Annotated in this window: 15 protein-coding genes; 6 read left to right on the top strand and 9 right to left on the bottom strand. The window is 70.4% G+C overall.

What is annotated here, in order from left to right; genetic code table 11:
- Window positions 1-150 precede the first annotated feature (150 nt).
- From JI752_RS12575 to JI752_RS12585, 3 genes are read left to right on the top strand one after another with little or no spacing between them, the layout of a single operon-like run.
- Window positions 151-1,329, top strand: coding sequence for a beta-ketoacyl-[acyl-carrier-protein] synthase family protein (locus tag JI752_RS12575; RefSeq protein ID WP_216965332.1), 1,179 nt, complete (start codon window positions 151-153; stop codon window positions 1,327-1,329).
- A gap of 17 nt (window positions 1,330-1,346) precedes the next feature.
- Window positions 1,347-2,120, top strand: coding sequence for a beta-ketoacyl synthase chain length factor (locus JI752_RS12580; protein ID WP_216964579.1), 774 nt, complete (start codon window positions 1,347-1,349; stop codon window positions 2,118-2,120).
- Entirely contained in the window at window positions 2,117-2,956 is an 840-nt protein-coding gene (locus JI752_RS12585; protein WP_216964582.1) for a glycosyltransferase family 2 protein, read from the top strand. The genes JI752_RS12580 and JI752_RS12585 overlap by 4 nt, the downstream gene beginning before the upstream one ends.
- Before the next feature lie 100 nt (window positions 2,957-3,056).
- Here JI752_RS12585 and JI752_RS12590 read toward each other — a convergent pair whose 3' ends face one another.
- The 9 genes from JI752_RS12590 to JI752_RS12630 all read right to left on the bottom strand — a co-directional run bounded on the left by JI752_RS12590 (window position 3,057) and on the right by JI752_RS12630 (window position 10,176).
- Window positions 3,057-3,551 carry a DUF4156 domain-containing protein gene (locus tag JI752_RS12590; protein WP_216964583.1) on the bottom strand — a complete coding sequence of 165 codons (495 nt, stop codon included), beginning with the start codon at window positions 3,549-3,551 and terminating at the stop codon, window positions 3,057-3,059.
- A 77-nt stretch (window positions 3,552-3,628) separates the two neighbouring features.
- On the bottom strand, window positions 3,629-4,375 hold the full coding sequence (gene fabG, locus JI752_RS12595; RefSeq protein ID WP_216964585.1) for a 3-oxoacyl-ACP reductase FabG: 747 nt from the start codon (window positions 4,373-4,375) through the stop codon (window positions 3,629-3,631).
- On the bottom strand, window positions 4,372-4,770 hold the full coding sequence (locus JI752_RS12600; RefSeq protein ID WP_216965334.1) for a phosphotransferase: 399 nt from the start codon (window positions 4,768-4,770) through the stop codon (window positions 4,372-4,374). Before JI752_RS12600 ends, fabG begins: the two co-directional genes overlap by 4 nt.
- A 53-nt stretch (window positions 4,771-4,823) precedes the next feature.
- Window positions 4,824-7,169 (bottom strand): MMPL family transporter, encoded by a 2,346-nt coding sequence (locus JI752_RS12605; RefSeq protein WP_254200742.1) that lies wholly within the window; start codon window positions 7,167-7,169, stop codon window positions 4,824-4,826.
- A gap of 11 nt (window positions 7,170-7,180) precedes the next feature.
- The gene (locus tag JI752_RS12610; protein ID WP_216964590.1) at window positions 7,181-7,855 is read right to left on the bottom strand and encodes a LolA-related protein; all 675 of its coding nucleotides are present in this window, start codon (window positions 7,853-7,855) and stop codon (window positions 7,181-7,183) included.
- Window positions 7,797-8,795: an acyltransferase gene (locus tag JI752_RS12615; protein ID WP_216964592.1), complete on the bottom strand. Its 999-nt coding sequence runs from the start codon at window positions 8,793-8,795 to the stop codon at window positions 7,797-7,799. The genes JI752_RS12610 and JI752_RS12615 overlap by 59 nt, the downstream gene beginning before the upstream one ends.
- The gene (locus JI752_RS12620) at window positions 8,792-9,088 is read right to left on the bottom strand and encodes a hypothetical protein (protein WP_216964594.1); all 297 of its coding nucleotides are present in this window, start codon (window positions 9,086-9,088) and stop codon (window positions 8,792-8,794) included. Before JI752_RS12620 ends, JI752_RS12615 begins: the two co-directional genes overlap by 4 nt.
- Window positions 9,089-9,182: 94 nt before the next feature.
- On the bottom strand, window positions 9,183-9,884 hold the full coding sequence (locus JI752_RS12625) for a ketosynthase (protein WP_345777351.1): 702 nt from the start codon (window positions 9,882-9,884) through the stop codon (window positions 9,183-9,185).
- A 22-nt stretch (window positions 9,885-9,906) separates the two neighbouring features.
- On the bottom strand, window positions 9,907-10,176 hold the full coding sequence (locus JI752_RS12630) for a phosphopantetheine-binding protein (RefSeq protein WP_216964596.1): 270 nt from the start codon (window positions 10,174-10,176) through the stop codon (window positions 9,907-9,909).
- Window positions 10,177-10,324: 148 nt separating this feature from the next.
- Here JI752_RS12630 and JI752_RS12635 point away from each other — a divergent pair, with 148 nt between their 5' ends.
- From JI752_RS12635 to JI752_RS12645, 3 genes are all read left to right on the top strand, one after another.
- Window positions 10,325-11,791, top strand: a complete 1,467-nt coding sequence (locus tag JI752_RS12635) for an NAD(P)/FAD-dependent oxidoreductase (protein ID WP_216964598.1) — start codon at window positions 10,325-10,327, stop codon at window positions 11,789-11,791.
- A gap of 14 nt (window positions 11,792-11,805) precedes the next feature.
- Entirely contained in the window at window positions 11,806-12,810 is a 1,005-nt protein-coding gene (locus JI752_RS12640) for a pteridine-dependent deoxygenase (protein ID WP_345777360.1), read from the top strand.
- A 570-nt stretch (window positions 12,811-13,380) separates the two neighbouring features.
- Entirely contained in the window at window positions 13,381-13,629 is a 249-nt protein-coding gene (locus tag JI752_RS12645) for a hypothetical protein (RefSeq protein ID WP_216964600.1), read from the top strand.
- Window positions 13,630-13,761: the final 132 nt, after the last annotated feature.

Below are 13,761 nucleotides of genomic sequence, written 5' to 3' on the forward strand. Positions count from 1 at the left end.
CTCAATGCCGACCTTCCCCCGTCGCGCCTGAACACAACGGCCGCCCGCACGCCGCGGACGGGCCGCGCGCACCCCGCTGGCTATACTTTCGCGAACGCCGACCGGGAACCCTTCGTGCCATCCACGCTGCATCCGTCCACCGCGCAACCGATGGCGCCCCTGGCAATCCGTGCCTGTACCGCAACCAGCGCCGTCGGCGCCGGCCGGCAGGCGCTCGCCTCGGCCCTGCGCGAAAGCCGCAGCGGCCTGCGCAGGAATGATTTCGGCATCGACCCGCTGGCCTGCTGGATCGGCCGTGTCGACGGCCTGGAGACGCTGGCGTTGCCGGCCGCGCTCGAGGAATGGGATTCGCGCAACAACCGCCTGGCCTGGCTGGCATTGCAGCAGGACGGCATGCGCGAGGCGATCGACGACGCCATCGCGCGCGTCGGCGCCGATCGCATCGCCGTCATCATGGGCACGTCCACGTCGAGCATCGGCAGCACCGAAGAAGCGTACGCATCGTTGGATGCGGGCGAATTTCCCGAGCATCTCGCGCGCCCGCACGTCCACACGCCGCATTCGCTCGGCGAGTTCGTCCAGCACGCCACCGGCCTGCGTGGCCCGTGCATGACCGTCGCCACCGCCTGTTCGTCCAGCGCGAAGGTGTTCGCGCAAGCCGCGCGGCTCATCGCCGGCGGCCTGGCGGATGCGGCGCTGGTCGGCGGCGTGGACACGCTGTGCGGAAGCGTGTTGTTCGGCTTCAACTCGCTGCAGCTGGTGGCCGACGAACCGTGCCGTCCATTCGATGTCACGCGCACCGGTCTGTCGCTCGGCGAAGCCGGTGGTTTCGCGCTGCTCGAACGCGCGCGTGAGGGCGACACCGGCTTGCAGCTGCGCGGTTACGGCGAATCCAGCGACGCGCACCACATGTCCTCGCCGCACCCGGAAGGCCTGGGCGCACGCCTGGCGATGCGCGATGCGCTGCTGCGCGCGGGCATCGACGCCGGCGATGTCGGCTACCTCAACCTGCACGGCACCGCCACGCCCGCCAACGATTCGATCGAAGCGGCGGCCGTGGCGTCGCTGTTCCCCGCAAGCCTGCACGCCAGTTCGACCAAGGGCTGGACCGGCCATACGCTGGGTGCGGCCGGCATCGTCGAATCGGTGATCGCGCTGATCGCACTGGAACGCGGCGAACTGCCCGGCACGCTCAACAGCGCCGCGCCCGACCCCGCCTGCGGCCCGCAGATCCGATTCGCGCCGCAACGCGCCGACATCCGCTACGCGATGAACAACTCGTTCGGCTTCGGCGGCAACAACTGCTCGCTGGTATTCGGTCGCGCATGAGCATGGCGGAATCGCGGATGTTGCAGGCGCGGATCGAAGGAATCGGGTTCTGGACGCGCGGCCTGCCCTCTTGGGCGGCAGCGCGCGCCTATGCGCTCGACGGCACGCAGCCGGCGGACGCGCCTTCGCGTCCGTCGCCGCAGCTGCTGCCGCCGAACGAACGCCGCCGCGCGCCGGAAACGGTCGCCATCGCCCTGGAAGTGGCCATGGCCGCGTGCGAGGCCGCGGGGCGCGATCCGGCGTCGATGCCGTCGGTGTTCGCCTCCACGCATGGCGAACTGGCGATCACCGACTACATGTGCGCGACGCTGTCGCAGGATCCGCGCGCGCTGTCGCCGACGCGCTTCCACAATTCCGTGCATAACGCCGCGGCCGGCTACTGGACCATCGGCACCGGCGCGATGCAGCCGGCCAGCGCGATCAGCGCGCATGCGGCCAGCTTCGCGCAGGGGCTGATCGAAGCGGTGACGCAACTGGCCGGCGGCGCCGAGGCGGCGCTGCTGGTGGCCTACGACGGCCAGGCCATCGGCCCGCTGGCGCGCGTGGCGCCGAGCGAGGGCCTGCTCGGCGGCGCCCTCGTGCTTTCGCGCGACGGCGCGGGCCCGTTGCTGCGCGCACGCCTGGTGGCGAGCTCGCGGCCGGCGCCCGCGATCGGCCCGCTGGCGCGTTTTTCCGCTGGCAATGCGATGGCGCCGATGCTGCCGCTGTTCGACGTGCTCGTGCGTGGCGAGGGTTCGGCGTACCTGCCGGCCGGCATCGCGCACGATCTGTTCGTGGAGGTGACCCCATGATCGACCGCAATTCCCGCCCGCACCTGAGCCGCGACGATCTGGTCGTCGTGATTCCCGCATTGAACGAGGCGCTGCGCATCCGCGACGTGGTCGAAGGCGCGCTGGCCGAATGCCCGCACGTGATCGTGGTGGACGACGGTTCCGACGACGGCACCGCGCAGCGCATCGCCGACCTGCCCGTCACCGTGCTGCGCCACGAGGCGCGCATGGGCAAGGGCGCAAGCCTGCGCGACGGCTTCGCCCGCGCGCTGGAGATGGGCGCGCGCGCGATCATCAGCATGGACGGCGACGGCCAGCACCGGCCCGCCGACATTCCGCGGATGCTCGCGGCGGCGAACCGTCATCCGGGCCACATCGTGATCGGCGCGCGCCTGCGGCGGCGTTCGCAGCAGCCGATCTACCGCCGCCTGGCCAACGAGTTCGCCGACTGGGGCATCGCCTGGGGCACCGGCTACCAGCTCGCCGACAGCCAGAGCGGGCAGCGTCTGTACCCGGCCGCCGTCGCGGCGATGACCGACGTGCCGGGCGAGGATTTCGTGTTCGAGGCGCAGGTGCTGATTTCGGCGGCGCAGCAGCTGGGCACGCGCTGCGTCTCGGTACCGATCGAATCGCGCTACAAGTGCGTGCACAGCGACGAGCAGTTCCGCCCGAGCCACTTCAAGCCACTGCGCGATTTCACGCGCATCACCAGCCACGTCGTGTTCGGCGTGCTGCGGCGCGGCGGCATTGCCGAGATGTTCCGGCGCATCCGCGCCAATCCGGTGTTGATCGACGATCCGTCCGGCGAGTTCGCAAGCCAGCCGCTCGAAGACGCGTTACCGACGCGCTCGCCCTGACTGCTTTTCGCTCCTCCCGCTTCCTGCCCCTCCCCTGCGTGCAGGGGAGGGTTGGGGAGGGGTCGCGAAGCCGCGTCGCGGTGAGCTCGGAAGAGCCCCCTCACTTCACCGGCGACGGCGCCTGCTGCGGCGCCACCGGCGCTTGCGAGGCCGGCGGCGGATTGGGCACGTAGATCGCCACGCCCTGACCGAACTTCTTGGTCGGCGAGATGTTCACGCCGATGCCGCCGGAGCTGAAGCTGCCGCCTCCGCCACTCCAGCTGCCACCGCCCGCGCCCACGCCCACGCTGCTGCCGCCGCCGGTGTTCTGGGCGCCCATGAACAGCACGCCGTTGGCGCCGAGCTTGGCCGCTTCCACACGCAGGTTGTTGATGACCGCGTCCATCTTGTTCTGCTCGCCGTAGGTGAAGTTGCCGCTGGCGGTCTCCAACTGGGCGATCTCCTCGTAACCGCCCGGCGGCGGCGTGAAATAGACGCGCACCTGCGACGGGTCGATCGGCGCGCGCGGCGTGCCGGTGACCAGTTGCGAGGTGGACGAGCAGCCGGCCAGCGCGGCCAGGGCGAGGACGGCGAGGGTCGATGCAATGCGGCGCATGGCGGCGCCTCCGTGTTGGGTTGCCGCGATCCTACGCCAGCGCAGGTGGGCTGAAAGCGAAAAATGTCGCTTTCCGTTCAGCTCATGCCGCCGTCGATGCCGATCACCTGGCCGTTGATGTATCCGGCCGCGTCCGAGCAGAGAAAACCGATCAGCGCCGCCACTTCCTCCGGCCGCCCCGCGCGCCCGGCGGGCACGAGCTGCTTGATGGCGTCGGCCGGGAACGCCGCCTCCGCCATGCGCCCTTCCACCACGCCCGGCGCCACGACATTGCAGGTGATGCCGCGGCTGCCCATCTCGCGCGCCAGCGACTTGGTGGCGCCGTGCAGCGCGGCCTTGGCGGCGGCGTAGTTCGCCTGCCCCCGATTGCCCAGCACCGCGGCCACCGACGACACGCTCACCACCCGGCCCCAGCGCGTGCGCGCCATCGGCAGCAGCAGCGGCTGGGTGACATGGAAGAAGCCGTGCAGCGACACGTCGATCACGCGCTTCCACTTCGTCTCGCTCATGCCGGCCATCGGACCGTCGTCGTGCACACCGGCGTTGTTGACGACGACCTGCACCGGGCCGTGCGCCAGCAGCGATGCCATGGCCGCCTGCGAAGCCTCCGCATCGGCCACATCGAACGCGACCGCCTCCGCCCGGCCACCGGCCGCGAGGATCTGCGCGACCACCGCGTGCGCGCGTTCGACATTGCGATTGGCATGCACGATCACCTCGCAGCCGTCGGCCGCCAGGCGCCGGCAGATGGCGCTGCCGATGTCGCCGCTGCCGCCGGTGACCAGCGCGCGACGCGGACCGTCGTGTTTCTTCTGCGCACTCATGCGCCATCTCCGGAAGGAAGCGAATGCAGCACGGCAGCGCGACCTTCGGCCAACGGCGCGCCCTGGTGCGTGACGAGGAAACGGTACTGGCTGCCGCCGGCATCGGCCATCAGGCAGTGCGCTTCCACGTCCAGCGCACCGGGCAGGTCGTCGAAACGCGCCACGTGCAGCCTCACGTCGCGCAATGCGACGAGCATGCCCGGCTTCACGCCCTCGCCGGCCGCGCGTGCGAGCAGGCCGCCGTGCACGGCCATCGCCTGCGCGCCGTATTCGCACAGGTGCACGGCATGCAGCCGATCGCGATGGCGCAGCGGATGCGCGGCATCGCGGTGGTTGTGCGCGCGCAGACGGATCGATTGCGCATCCCAGGCGACGACTTCATCCCACAGGCACATCGCGCCCTGATGCGGCACCAACGTGAGGATCTCGTCGCGGCCCAGGCGTTGCGTCACGCCACTTGCCTCACCGGCGCGCGCACGATCAGCAGCGCCAGCACGAAGTTGAAGGCCACGCCCAGCGCCACGGTGCCGCCGATCGCGCGCAGCACCGGAATGCTCGACGTCGCCAGCAGCGCGAACACCAGCAAGGTGGTGAGGCTGCACACGATCACCGCGTGCAGCGTGCGCAGCTGCTCGGCGCGATCGTCGCCGGCGTGATCGAAGAACAGCGCGTAGTCCAGGCCCAGGCCCGCGGCGAGGATCAACGACACCAGATGGAAGAGGTTGAGCTCCACGCCGATGCCACGCAGCACGGCGAGGATGAGCAGCGTCGTCAGCGCCATCGGCGCGAGCACGCGCAGCACGCGGCGCGGCGAGCGCAGCGCGAACCACACCGCGCCGGCCAACAGCACCGCCGCCAGCGCGAGCGCCCATAGCACGCGCTCGCGGTACTCCGCGACCAGGGATTCGGACGCCTGCTTCAGGTCGAGCAGCTGCGCGCCGTGGGTCTGCGCGATGCGCGCCACGGCGCCGGGATCGCGCAGGCCCGACAGCGCGACGAGCGCGGTGGCGTGCCCTTCGCGTTGCAGCAGCAGGCCTTCGACGCTGGCGGCCAGCGGCGTGCCGGACACGTCGGCGGGCGTCAGCGGCCGCGCATCGCGCGCGGCGGCGACATCACGGATGAAATCGGCGAAGGCATCCTCGTTGAACGCGCCGCCGGCCATCGCCTCGCTCAGCGCAGCGCGCAGCGCATCGTCGGACGGCAGCTTCGCCTGGCGCGCGCGTTGCGTCGCCGCGCTGGGCAGGTACCGCGCGGCGAGATCGAAGCCGGCGATGCCGCCTTGCACGCGCAACACGTCCAGCGAACGCAGCAGATCTTCGGAAGCTTGCAGCGCGTGTTCGGCGTCGGGCGCCTGCAGCGCGATCACGTAACGGACATCGGGTGCACCGAGCTCACCGCGCAATTGCGAATCGCGCGCGAGAGCCTCCGCCGGCACCGGCGTGAGTCGCGCCAGATCGTTCTGCCAGAACGCGCCGGGCGTGAAGACGATCACCGCCACGGCGATCGCCGCCACCGCGCAGCCCACGGCGCCGCCCATGCGCGGCCAGCGCGCGAGCGCCGTCCAGCAGCGCGCCAGCCAGGCCGAATCGGCCGCATCGCGTGGCGCGGGATCGATCAGCGCCGGCAGAAGGAAGCGCGTCGCCAGCGCAGCGGTTGCCAGCCCGACCACGGTGAACACCGCCAGTTGCTGCAACCCGTCCACGCCGGACACCAGGAAGGTCGCGTAAGCGATGCACGTCGACGCCACGCCCGTGCCGAGCGTCGGCCACAAGGCGCGCGCACTCGCCCACGGCGACATGCCCGCGCGCTGGTGGCTGAAGAGGTGGATCGGATAGTCCTGCACCACGCCGATCAGCGTGAAGCCGAACGCGACGGTGATGCCGTGCACGCCGTCGAAGGCGAGCGCCACCGCACCCAGTCCCGCCAGCCCCGCGCTCGCCAGCGGCAGGCCGCCGAGCAACGGCGCCTTCCAGCTGCGGTACGCGATCCACAGCAGCAGCACGAATACGAGCGAATCGATGGTGCCGATCAGGCTGGCTTCGCGCGCTGTGCGCCCGCCGATCTCGACCGAGAATGCGCCCGGCCCCGTCAACGTCAGCCGCGTCTTCGTATCGCCGCGCACCGCGTCGAACGCGGCGTGGATGGCGTCCACCGCCGCCTGCTGGCCTTCGGTATCGAAGCCGGCGGCATGCGTTTCGATGGCGAGCAGTGCTTCGCGGCCGGCGCGGTCGAACCACACGCCGTGCAGGCGCTGCGGCGCATTCGCCGGTTGCCAGGCCTCGACGAGCTTCAGCGTTTCCAGCGTCGGATCGGACGGCAGCAAGGGCTCGATCATCGCCGCGGCGGGCGAGCCAAGATCCTGCAGGCGCGCATCGAGTTCAGCGCGCAGGAACGCGGCATCCAGACGCTGCATGTCCAGCGTGGAAGACAGCAGGTAGCGGTACGGACGCAGGTGCGCCGGGATCGCATCGAGCCCGACGTCGGCGCCGTTGGCGACCAGCTTGAACGGCGTCGTCGCCGCGCCGCGCGGGGGGGCAAGCAGGCGTTCGCGCATGGCCTGCGACTGCGCCGCGAGCGTCTGTGGCGCGTCACCGGACAGGGCGACCAGCAGCAGCCGCGAGCCCGGGCCTTCGCCCAGTTCGTCGATCAGCAGCTTCTGCGCGGGCGTCTGCGGCGCGGGCATGAACTTGCGCAGGTCGCCGCTCAACTGCACGCGCGGCGCGATCAGCGCGCCCAGCAGCGCGAGCACCGCCAGCCACAGCAGCGCGAGCGCGAGCCGGCGCGTGGCGCTCATCGGACGCTCGTTCATTGCGCGCCCGCGCCGTGGCACAGCGTGGCGAGCGCTGCGCTGTCCTGCACCTTCGCCGCGTCCTGCGCGGCGCCGGCCAGCAGCGTGCGTTGCGCTTCGACGTTGCCCACCGGGCGCGTCTCGATGCAGCGAAGTTCTGCGCCGCGTCCGTACAGCACGATCGCCTGCAGCTTCGCCGCCATCGCCGCGTCCCTGGGCGTCATCGTCATCGTCCAGCGCTGGCGGGTGCCGTCGGCCTGCAATCGGTAATGGGCTTCCAGCGCGGTGCGGTCGCCTCCGAGCAGCGCGCCGAAGCCGTTCTGCAGGCCGGCCAGCTCGGGCACGCGCGACAGCGAGAAGCGGCGCGGCGATTGCCCGGCGCGCTGGATCACCGCCTCACCCGCGCGCAGCGTCGTGGTTTCCGCGTACGGAGTGCGCACGTCGCGCACGAGCGTGTCCGCGTCGGGACGCACGTACTCGCCGGTGAGGCGCAATGGCGTCTTCAGCAGCTTCGAGCCGCGCACCTCGACGAAGGGCGTGCGGGCGGGCGCCGGCCGCGCGATCTTCGCCAGGATCCAGCCCGGCTCCGCCGACGATTCCGCCGACGATTCCGCCGACGATTCCGCCGGGGGTTCAGCCGGCGCGGCGCAGGTCGCGGCGCTCGCCAGCAGCAACGCCGGCGTCAGCCGCATCGCCCAGGTGCGGAAGTGAAGTGCCGGGGTCGTCCGCCGCGTCGTTGCCATGCCAGAAGTCGTAGAAGTTGAACCAGTTGTAGGGCGCGCGGCGCACATGGTGCTGCAACCTCGCGGCATAGCCGCGCACCAGCGCGGCGAGTTGTTCGCGGCGATGCTGGCGCGGGATGTCCAGCCGTTCGCTGAATTCCTCGAACACCAGCTCGTAGCGGTTGTCGCCACGGTACAGGCCGAACGCCAGCATCACCGGCACCTTCAGCGTCGCCGCCAGCGACCACGGCGCGGAGGGGAACGACGCCTCGTGTCCGAGGAACGACGCAGGCGCGGTCGCGTCGCCCGGTTCGGCGCGATCGACCAGCAGCGCGACGAGCTCGCCGTTCGCCAGCGCTTCCTGGATCGCCAGCACGATCGACACGCCGTCCTGCCCCGCATCGATGACATCGCGCGCAAGCTGCGGATTGAGCGCGCCCAGCAGGCGCGTGATGGCCTGGTTGTGGGCGACGTCCAGCACGATGCGCACGCGCAGCGCCGGGCGCGTGAGCGCCAGCACGCGCAGGGCGTCGAAGCTGCCGTGGTGGGAGCCGAAGATCAGCACGCCTTCGCCGCGGTCCACGCGCGCGGCCAGCGCCGGCAGGCCGACGGTCTGGATATCGAAACGCGCCAGCTGCCCGCTGAGCAGGAACACGCGGTCCAGGATGGTCGCGGCGAACGTGTGGATGTGGCGGGCCGCGTCCCACAGCGTCGGCCTGCGATCGAGCACCCGCGCCAGGTAGGCCAGCGAGGCCTGGCGCTCGGGGCCGCGCACGATCAGGAAGTAGAGCGTGATCGGATACAGGCAGGCGCGCGCGACCGCGCGTCCGCCGTGGCGCGCGATGCCGCGGATCACCCACAGCGCGAACATGCCGCCGCCTTCCGGACGTTGTTTCCAGTGCGCGTTCATGCGACGGCCTGCGCGTCCATGGCGACGATTTCGCCGCTGGCCAGCAGCGTGGTTGCGCGCAATACGCGGAAACGCCAGCGCGGTGGCTGGCCGTCGAGTTCGATCGACGCCACCTCGCCGGGCAGCAGCGGCTGCAGGAATTTCACTTGCGGCAGGCGCAGTGCGCGCTGCGGGCCGTGGGCGGCTTCGATCGCCTCGACCACGCGCTCCAGCAGCACCACGCCGGGCACCAGCGGACGTCCCGGGAAATGCCCGGGCAGGCTGGGGTGGTCGTCGGGAAGGCTGAAGTCCATGCGGGGCGGCGGCTGCGCGCGGAAAGCGCTCAGGATAAGCCAGCGGGGCAGCGGCCGTGGCGCGGTCGCACCGCCCACGCCGGGAGCGCGCGCATCAATCGAACAGCCCGCGCCAGAAACGCGGCCCCAGGGCCGCCATCTGCCGCAGGAAATCGAAGAAATGCCGGTACGGGCGATGCGGGAACAGCCAGCGCCGCAGCGCGTACTCGCCGACGAAGAAGCCGCCGACGATGCCGTAGTTGAGCAGGTTGGCGAACAGCGACCACTCCTCCTGTCCGATCGCCACCGGCGGCGTATGCCCCAGTCGCGCCAGCACGCCGTCCGGCACGGCGATCATCGCCAGCACGCCATTGGCCAGCGCCAGCGCGGCCATCACGTAGGCCCAGCCGGCGGTCAGGCCGCGCGAATAGCGGTACAGCGGCGGCGGCAGTTGCGACGGCTCGCAGCGCTCCATCGCGGCCACGATCCGCGTGATCAGTGGTTCGCGCGGCGGTCGCAGGCTGCGCCAGAACATCCACGCCACGAAGCCCACGAACAGCATCGGCGGGGCCAGCAGCAGCATTTGCGGGTAATGCGTCTGCGCCAGCCAGGCCAGCCCGGCGGCGCAGCCGGCGGTGGCCGCCCAGGCCCAGGCCTTGCCCTGCATCAGCGGCGCGATCAGGCACAACGCCACCAGGTCCAACAGGGCGATGGCGGCCGACACCCCGCCGCCGTCGTGCGTGGCCCAGTGGGCGAGCAGCGGGTAGGCGACGGCGAGCGCGATCGGCGGGACGGCCCGCAGGACGGCGGAATTCACGGCCCGGGTCCGGCGGCGACGATCAGGCCGCGCGGCGCTGTTCGATGTGCGCCGCCAGCGCGCGCAGCGAGGCGAAGATGCGGCGGTTCTCGTCGTTGTCCGAGCGCAGCTGGAAGCCGTACTTGCTGGAGATCGCCAGCGCCAGTTCCAGCGCGTCGATCGAATCCAGGCCCAGCCCCTCGCCGAACAGCGCGCCCTCCGGATCGATGTCGCACGGCGCCACGTCTTCGAGGTTCAGGCTGGCGACCAGCAGCTCGGCCAGTTCGCGTTCGACGGGGCTTTGTTCAGACATCTTCGGTTCCAGCGGTGGCATTGCAAGGGACGCCACGATCCGGCATCGGCGTCGCGCGCGCAACCGTCCACCACGGGCGCCCGCCTAACAGCCTCCCGGGCCCGGCGCTGCACGGGCTGGCGGCGGGCATTCCCTTATCATGCGCGCCATGACCGATACCGTCCCCGAGTCCGCGCCGGCAGCTCCTGCCCCGGCCGAGCTGAACACGCCTTCCGACGCACCCTCCACGCTGACGCCCGACGTCCTGGTGATCGGCGGCGGCCCCGCCGGCACCACCGCCGCCACGCTGCTGGCGCGCAAGGGATGGAAGGTCCTGCTGCTGGAGAAGGACGCGCACCCGCGCTTCCACATCGGCGAATCGCTGCTGCCGATGAACCTGCCGATCCTGGAGCGCCTGGGCGTGCTGGAGCAGGTCAAGGCCATCGGCACGTTCAAGCCGGGCGCGGAGTTCCCGATCGTCAACGACGACGGCACGCCGATGCAGTCCGGGCAGGACGGCGCCGACCAGTACAACACCTTCCGCTTCGAGCGCGCGCTCAATCCGCTCTTCGGCTACGCCTACCAGGTCAAGCGCGAGGAGTTCGACGAACTGCTGTTCCGCCACGCGCAGGCCAACGGCGTGGATGCACGCGAACGCCACAAGGTCGAACGCATGGAGTTCGGCGCCGACGGTCGGCCGTCGATCGCGCATGCGCGCGACGCGAAGGGCAATGCCTTCACCGTGCGTGCGCGCTACGTCGTCGACGCCAGCGGCCGCGACACCTTCTTCGGCAACCAGCTCAAGCTCAAGCAGAAGAACACGCTGCACCAGTCGGCGGCGATCTTCAGCCACTTCACCGGCGTGGAACGCCGCCAGGGCGATGACGCCGGCAACATCACCGTGCAGCGCTTCGCGCACGGCTGGATGTGGCTGATCCCGCTGCGCGACGGCGTGATGAGCGTGGGCGCGGTGTGCTTCCCCGAATACCTCAAGCAGCGCCGCGGCGAAAACGAAGCGTTCCTGATGAAGACGCTCGAGTCCGAACCGCAGGTGCGCAAGCGCATGCAGAATGCGCAACGTGTCGCGCCGGTGCACGTCACCGGCAACTACTCCTACACCTGTACGCGCATGCACGGCCCGGGCTGGGTGATGGTGGGCGATGCCTACGCCTTCGTCGATCCGGTGTTCTCCTCGGGCGTGTACCTGGGCATGAACAGCGCCGAGCAGGCCGCGCAGGTGGTCGATGGCGTGCTGCGCGATCCGTCGCGCGAATCGGCCCTGCAACGCGGCATGGACAAGCGCCTCAAGCGCGGCCTGAAGCATTTCCAGTGGTTCATCTACCGCTTCACCACGCCGGTGATGCGCCACCTGTTCAACCATCCGCGCAACATCTGGCAGGTGGAACAGGCAGTGATCTCGCTGCTGGCGGGCGATGTGTTCGACAACCCCGAGGTGCTCAAGCGCCTGCGCCTGTTCCGCATCATCTACTCGATGACTGCCATCAGCATGGCGCCGCTGGCGCTGCGCGGCTGGTTGAAACGGCGTCGCCAGGTCGGTGTGGACGTGGGCCTGCACGGCGCCGCCGACACGCTGCAGCCGGGGCCGGATCAACGTGACATGGGACTGCGCTCGTGAGCGCAGTGCGCCCCATGCCGCTGGCGGCGCCGCGCTGGTCGGTGGAATACGTGCATGCCGCGCCCGAATCCGTATTGACCGCGCCCGACGTGCTCGCGGTGATCGGCTTCGGCGCGCAGGCGCCGCATAGCGACGACCCGCGCTACCTGCGCGTCGCGCTGGAGCCCTACGGCGATTCACCGCTGGAAGTCTGGCGCGCAAGCGGTCCGGTGCAGTGCGGACGCGACGGCGACGTCGCCTGGGCGGAAGACGGCGCGCTGCAGTTCGGCGCGATCGAACTGGACGAGGGCGACGACACCCTGCCCGGCCGCAGCGACATCGAAGCCACCGCCGACCGCCTGTACCGTCGCCTGATCGAGTTCGTGCAGGCGCGCGGTTATCCGCACCTGCTGCGCGTGTGGAACTACCTCGACGGCATCACCGTGGGCGAAGGCGACCTGGAGCGCTACCGCCAGTTCTGCGTCGGCCGCGCGCGAGGCCTGGGCGAAGTGGAGCCGCATTCGTTGCCGGCGGCCACGGCGATCGGCCAAGTGAACGCCGAAGGCGCGCCGCGTCGCTTGCAGGTGTACTGGCTCGCCTCACGCGTGCCCGGAACGCCGCTGGAAAACCCGCGCCAGATCAGCGCCTACCGCTATCCGCGCCAGTACGGCCCGCAACCGCCGAGCTTCGCCCGCGCGATGCTGCCGCCGCCCGGCAGCGCGATGCCGCTGATGCTCTCGGGCACCGCGGCCATCGTCGGCCACGAATCGCAGCACGCCGATTCGGTGGCGACGCAGTTGGACGAAACGCTCGCCAATTTCGACAGCCTCATCGCCGCCGCGCGTTCGCAGTGGCCCTCGCTGCCGGCGCATTTCGGCGCGCATTCGCCGTTGAAGGTGTACGTGCGCGATCGCGACGAACTGGACACGGTGAAGCGCGCGCTCGATGCGCGCCTGTCGCCCGAAGTGCCGCGCGTCGTCCTGCACGCCGCGGTGTGCCGGCGCGAGTTGCGCGTGGAAATCGACGGCGCGCACGGGTAGGGATTCGGGATTCGGGATTCGGGATTCGGGATTCGGGATTCGGGATTCGGGATTCGGGATTCGGGATTCGGGATTCGGGATTCGGGATTCGGGAATCGGGAATCGGGAATCGGGAAAGCGTCTCCGAAGCCGTCATCCCGGCGAAGGCCTGTCCTGAGCTTGTCGAAGGGCCGGGACCCAGGCCGTCACGCCCTCCCACCCATCACGTCATTCCCGCGAAGGCGGGAATCCAGGGACTTTCCATGCTTTACCGATTGCGTGTCGAGCGACAAGCGCGACGCTGTTGCTTCTGACAAGTAACAGGTAAGGCGTGAAACTTCCCTGGATTCCCGCCTTCGCGGGAATGACGGGGGCAAGGCCAGAGACGCCCGCAGACGATCCGCCCCGGCGCCCCGGATTCCTCGGTACGCCCCGATTCCGCGCCACGCTCCGCCCCTCATTTGCCCCGTTTCGGAACCCCATCCGGCCGTTTCGTCGGAACGCATGTTCACGCCACCCGGTGCCCGGTAATCTCGGCACTGCACCGCATCGCCACCCGGCCGCCCGTCGGCCCTCACGAGGAACGTCGCCATGGGTCTCATCAGCCTGCTCTGGGGCATCGTCGCCATGATCTGGATGGTGATCGCATTGATCCCGCTGCTGGGATGGGGCAACTGGCTGCTCATCCCGTTCGCCTCGGTGGGCGCGATCATCGCCGCGCTCGGCATCCTCTTCACCAGCCCGGGCAACCGCGGCCGCGCGAAGACCGGCCTGGTGCTCAACGGCATCGTGATCGTGGTCGGCATCGTCCGCCTGGGCATCGGCGGCGGCATCATCTGAAGCGTCCACGGTCGCGTCGCACGCGACGCGCGTGATGATGTTCTTCACGCGCACGCTCCGTACGTGGCCGCATTTTCCGCCTGAATACGTAGGTCGCGCGATGTTGCGGCGCAAGCTTGTCGCGCGCGTCGA

Source organism: Lysobacter sp. MMG2 (assembly GCF_016735495.2).
Classification (GTDB): Bacteria; Pseudomonadota; Gammaproteobacteria; order Xanthomonadales; family Xanthomonadaceae; genus Lysobacter_J.

Coding starts and splice junctions, on each gene's coding strand:
- JI752_RS12610 (WP_216964590.1), bottom strand. CDS start 7,855: ATGCGGCTGACGCCGGCGTTGCTGCTGGCGAGCGCCGCGACCTGCGCC.
- JI752_RS12590 (WP_216964583.1), bottom strand. CDS start 3,551: ATGCGCCGCATTGCATCGACCCTCGCCGTCCTCGCCCTGGCCGCGCTG.
- JI752_RS12635 (WP_216964598.1), top strand. CDS start 10,325: ATGACCGATACCGTCCCCGAGTCCGCGCCGGCAGCTCCTGCCCCGGCC.
- JI752_RS12585 (WP_216964582.1), top strand. CDS start 2,117: ATGATCGACCGCAATTCCCGCCCGCACCTGAGCCGCGACGATCTGGTC.
- JI752_RS12580 (WP_216964579.1), top strand. CDS start 1,347: ATGTTGCAGGCGCGGATCGAAGGAATCGGGTTCTGGACGCGCGGCCTG.
- JI752_RS12615 (WP_216964592.1), bottom strand. CDS start 8,795: ATGAACGCGCACTGGAAACAACGTCCGGAAGGCGGCGGCATGTTCGCG.
- JI752_RS12645 (WP_216964600.1), top strand. CDS start 13,381: ATGGGTCTCATCAGCCTGCTCTGGGGCATCGTCGCCATGATCTGGATG.
- JI752_RS12620 (WP_216964594.1), bottom strand. CDS start 9,088: ATGGACTTCAGCCTTCCCGACGACCACCCCAGCCTGCCCGGGCATTTC.
- JI752_RS12600 (WP_216965334.1), bottom strand. CDS start 4,770: ATGTGCCTGTGGGATGAAGTCGTCGCCTGGGATGCGCAATCGATCCGT.
- JI752_RS12630 (WP_216964596.1), bottom strand. CDS start 10,176: ATGTCTGAACAAAGCCCCGTCGAACGCGAACTGGCCGAGCTGCTGGTC.
- JI752_RS12605 (WP_254200742.1), bottom strand. CDS start 7,169: ATGAGCGCCACGCGCCGGCTCGCGCTCGCGCTGCTGTGGCTGGCGGTG.
- JI752_RS12640 (WP_345777360.1), top strand. CDS start 11,806: ATGCCGCTGGCGGCGCCGCGCTGGTCGGTGGAATACGTGCATGCCGCG.
- JI752_RS12575 (WP_216965332.1), top strand. CDS start 151: ATGGCGCCCCTGGCAATCCGTGCCTGTACCGCAACCAGCGCCGTCGGC.
- fabG (WP_216964585.1), bottom strand. CDS start 4,375: ATGAGTGCGCAGAAGAAACACGACGGTCCGCGTCGCGCGCTGGTCACC.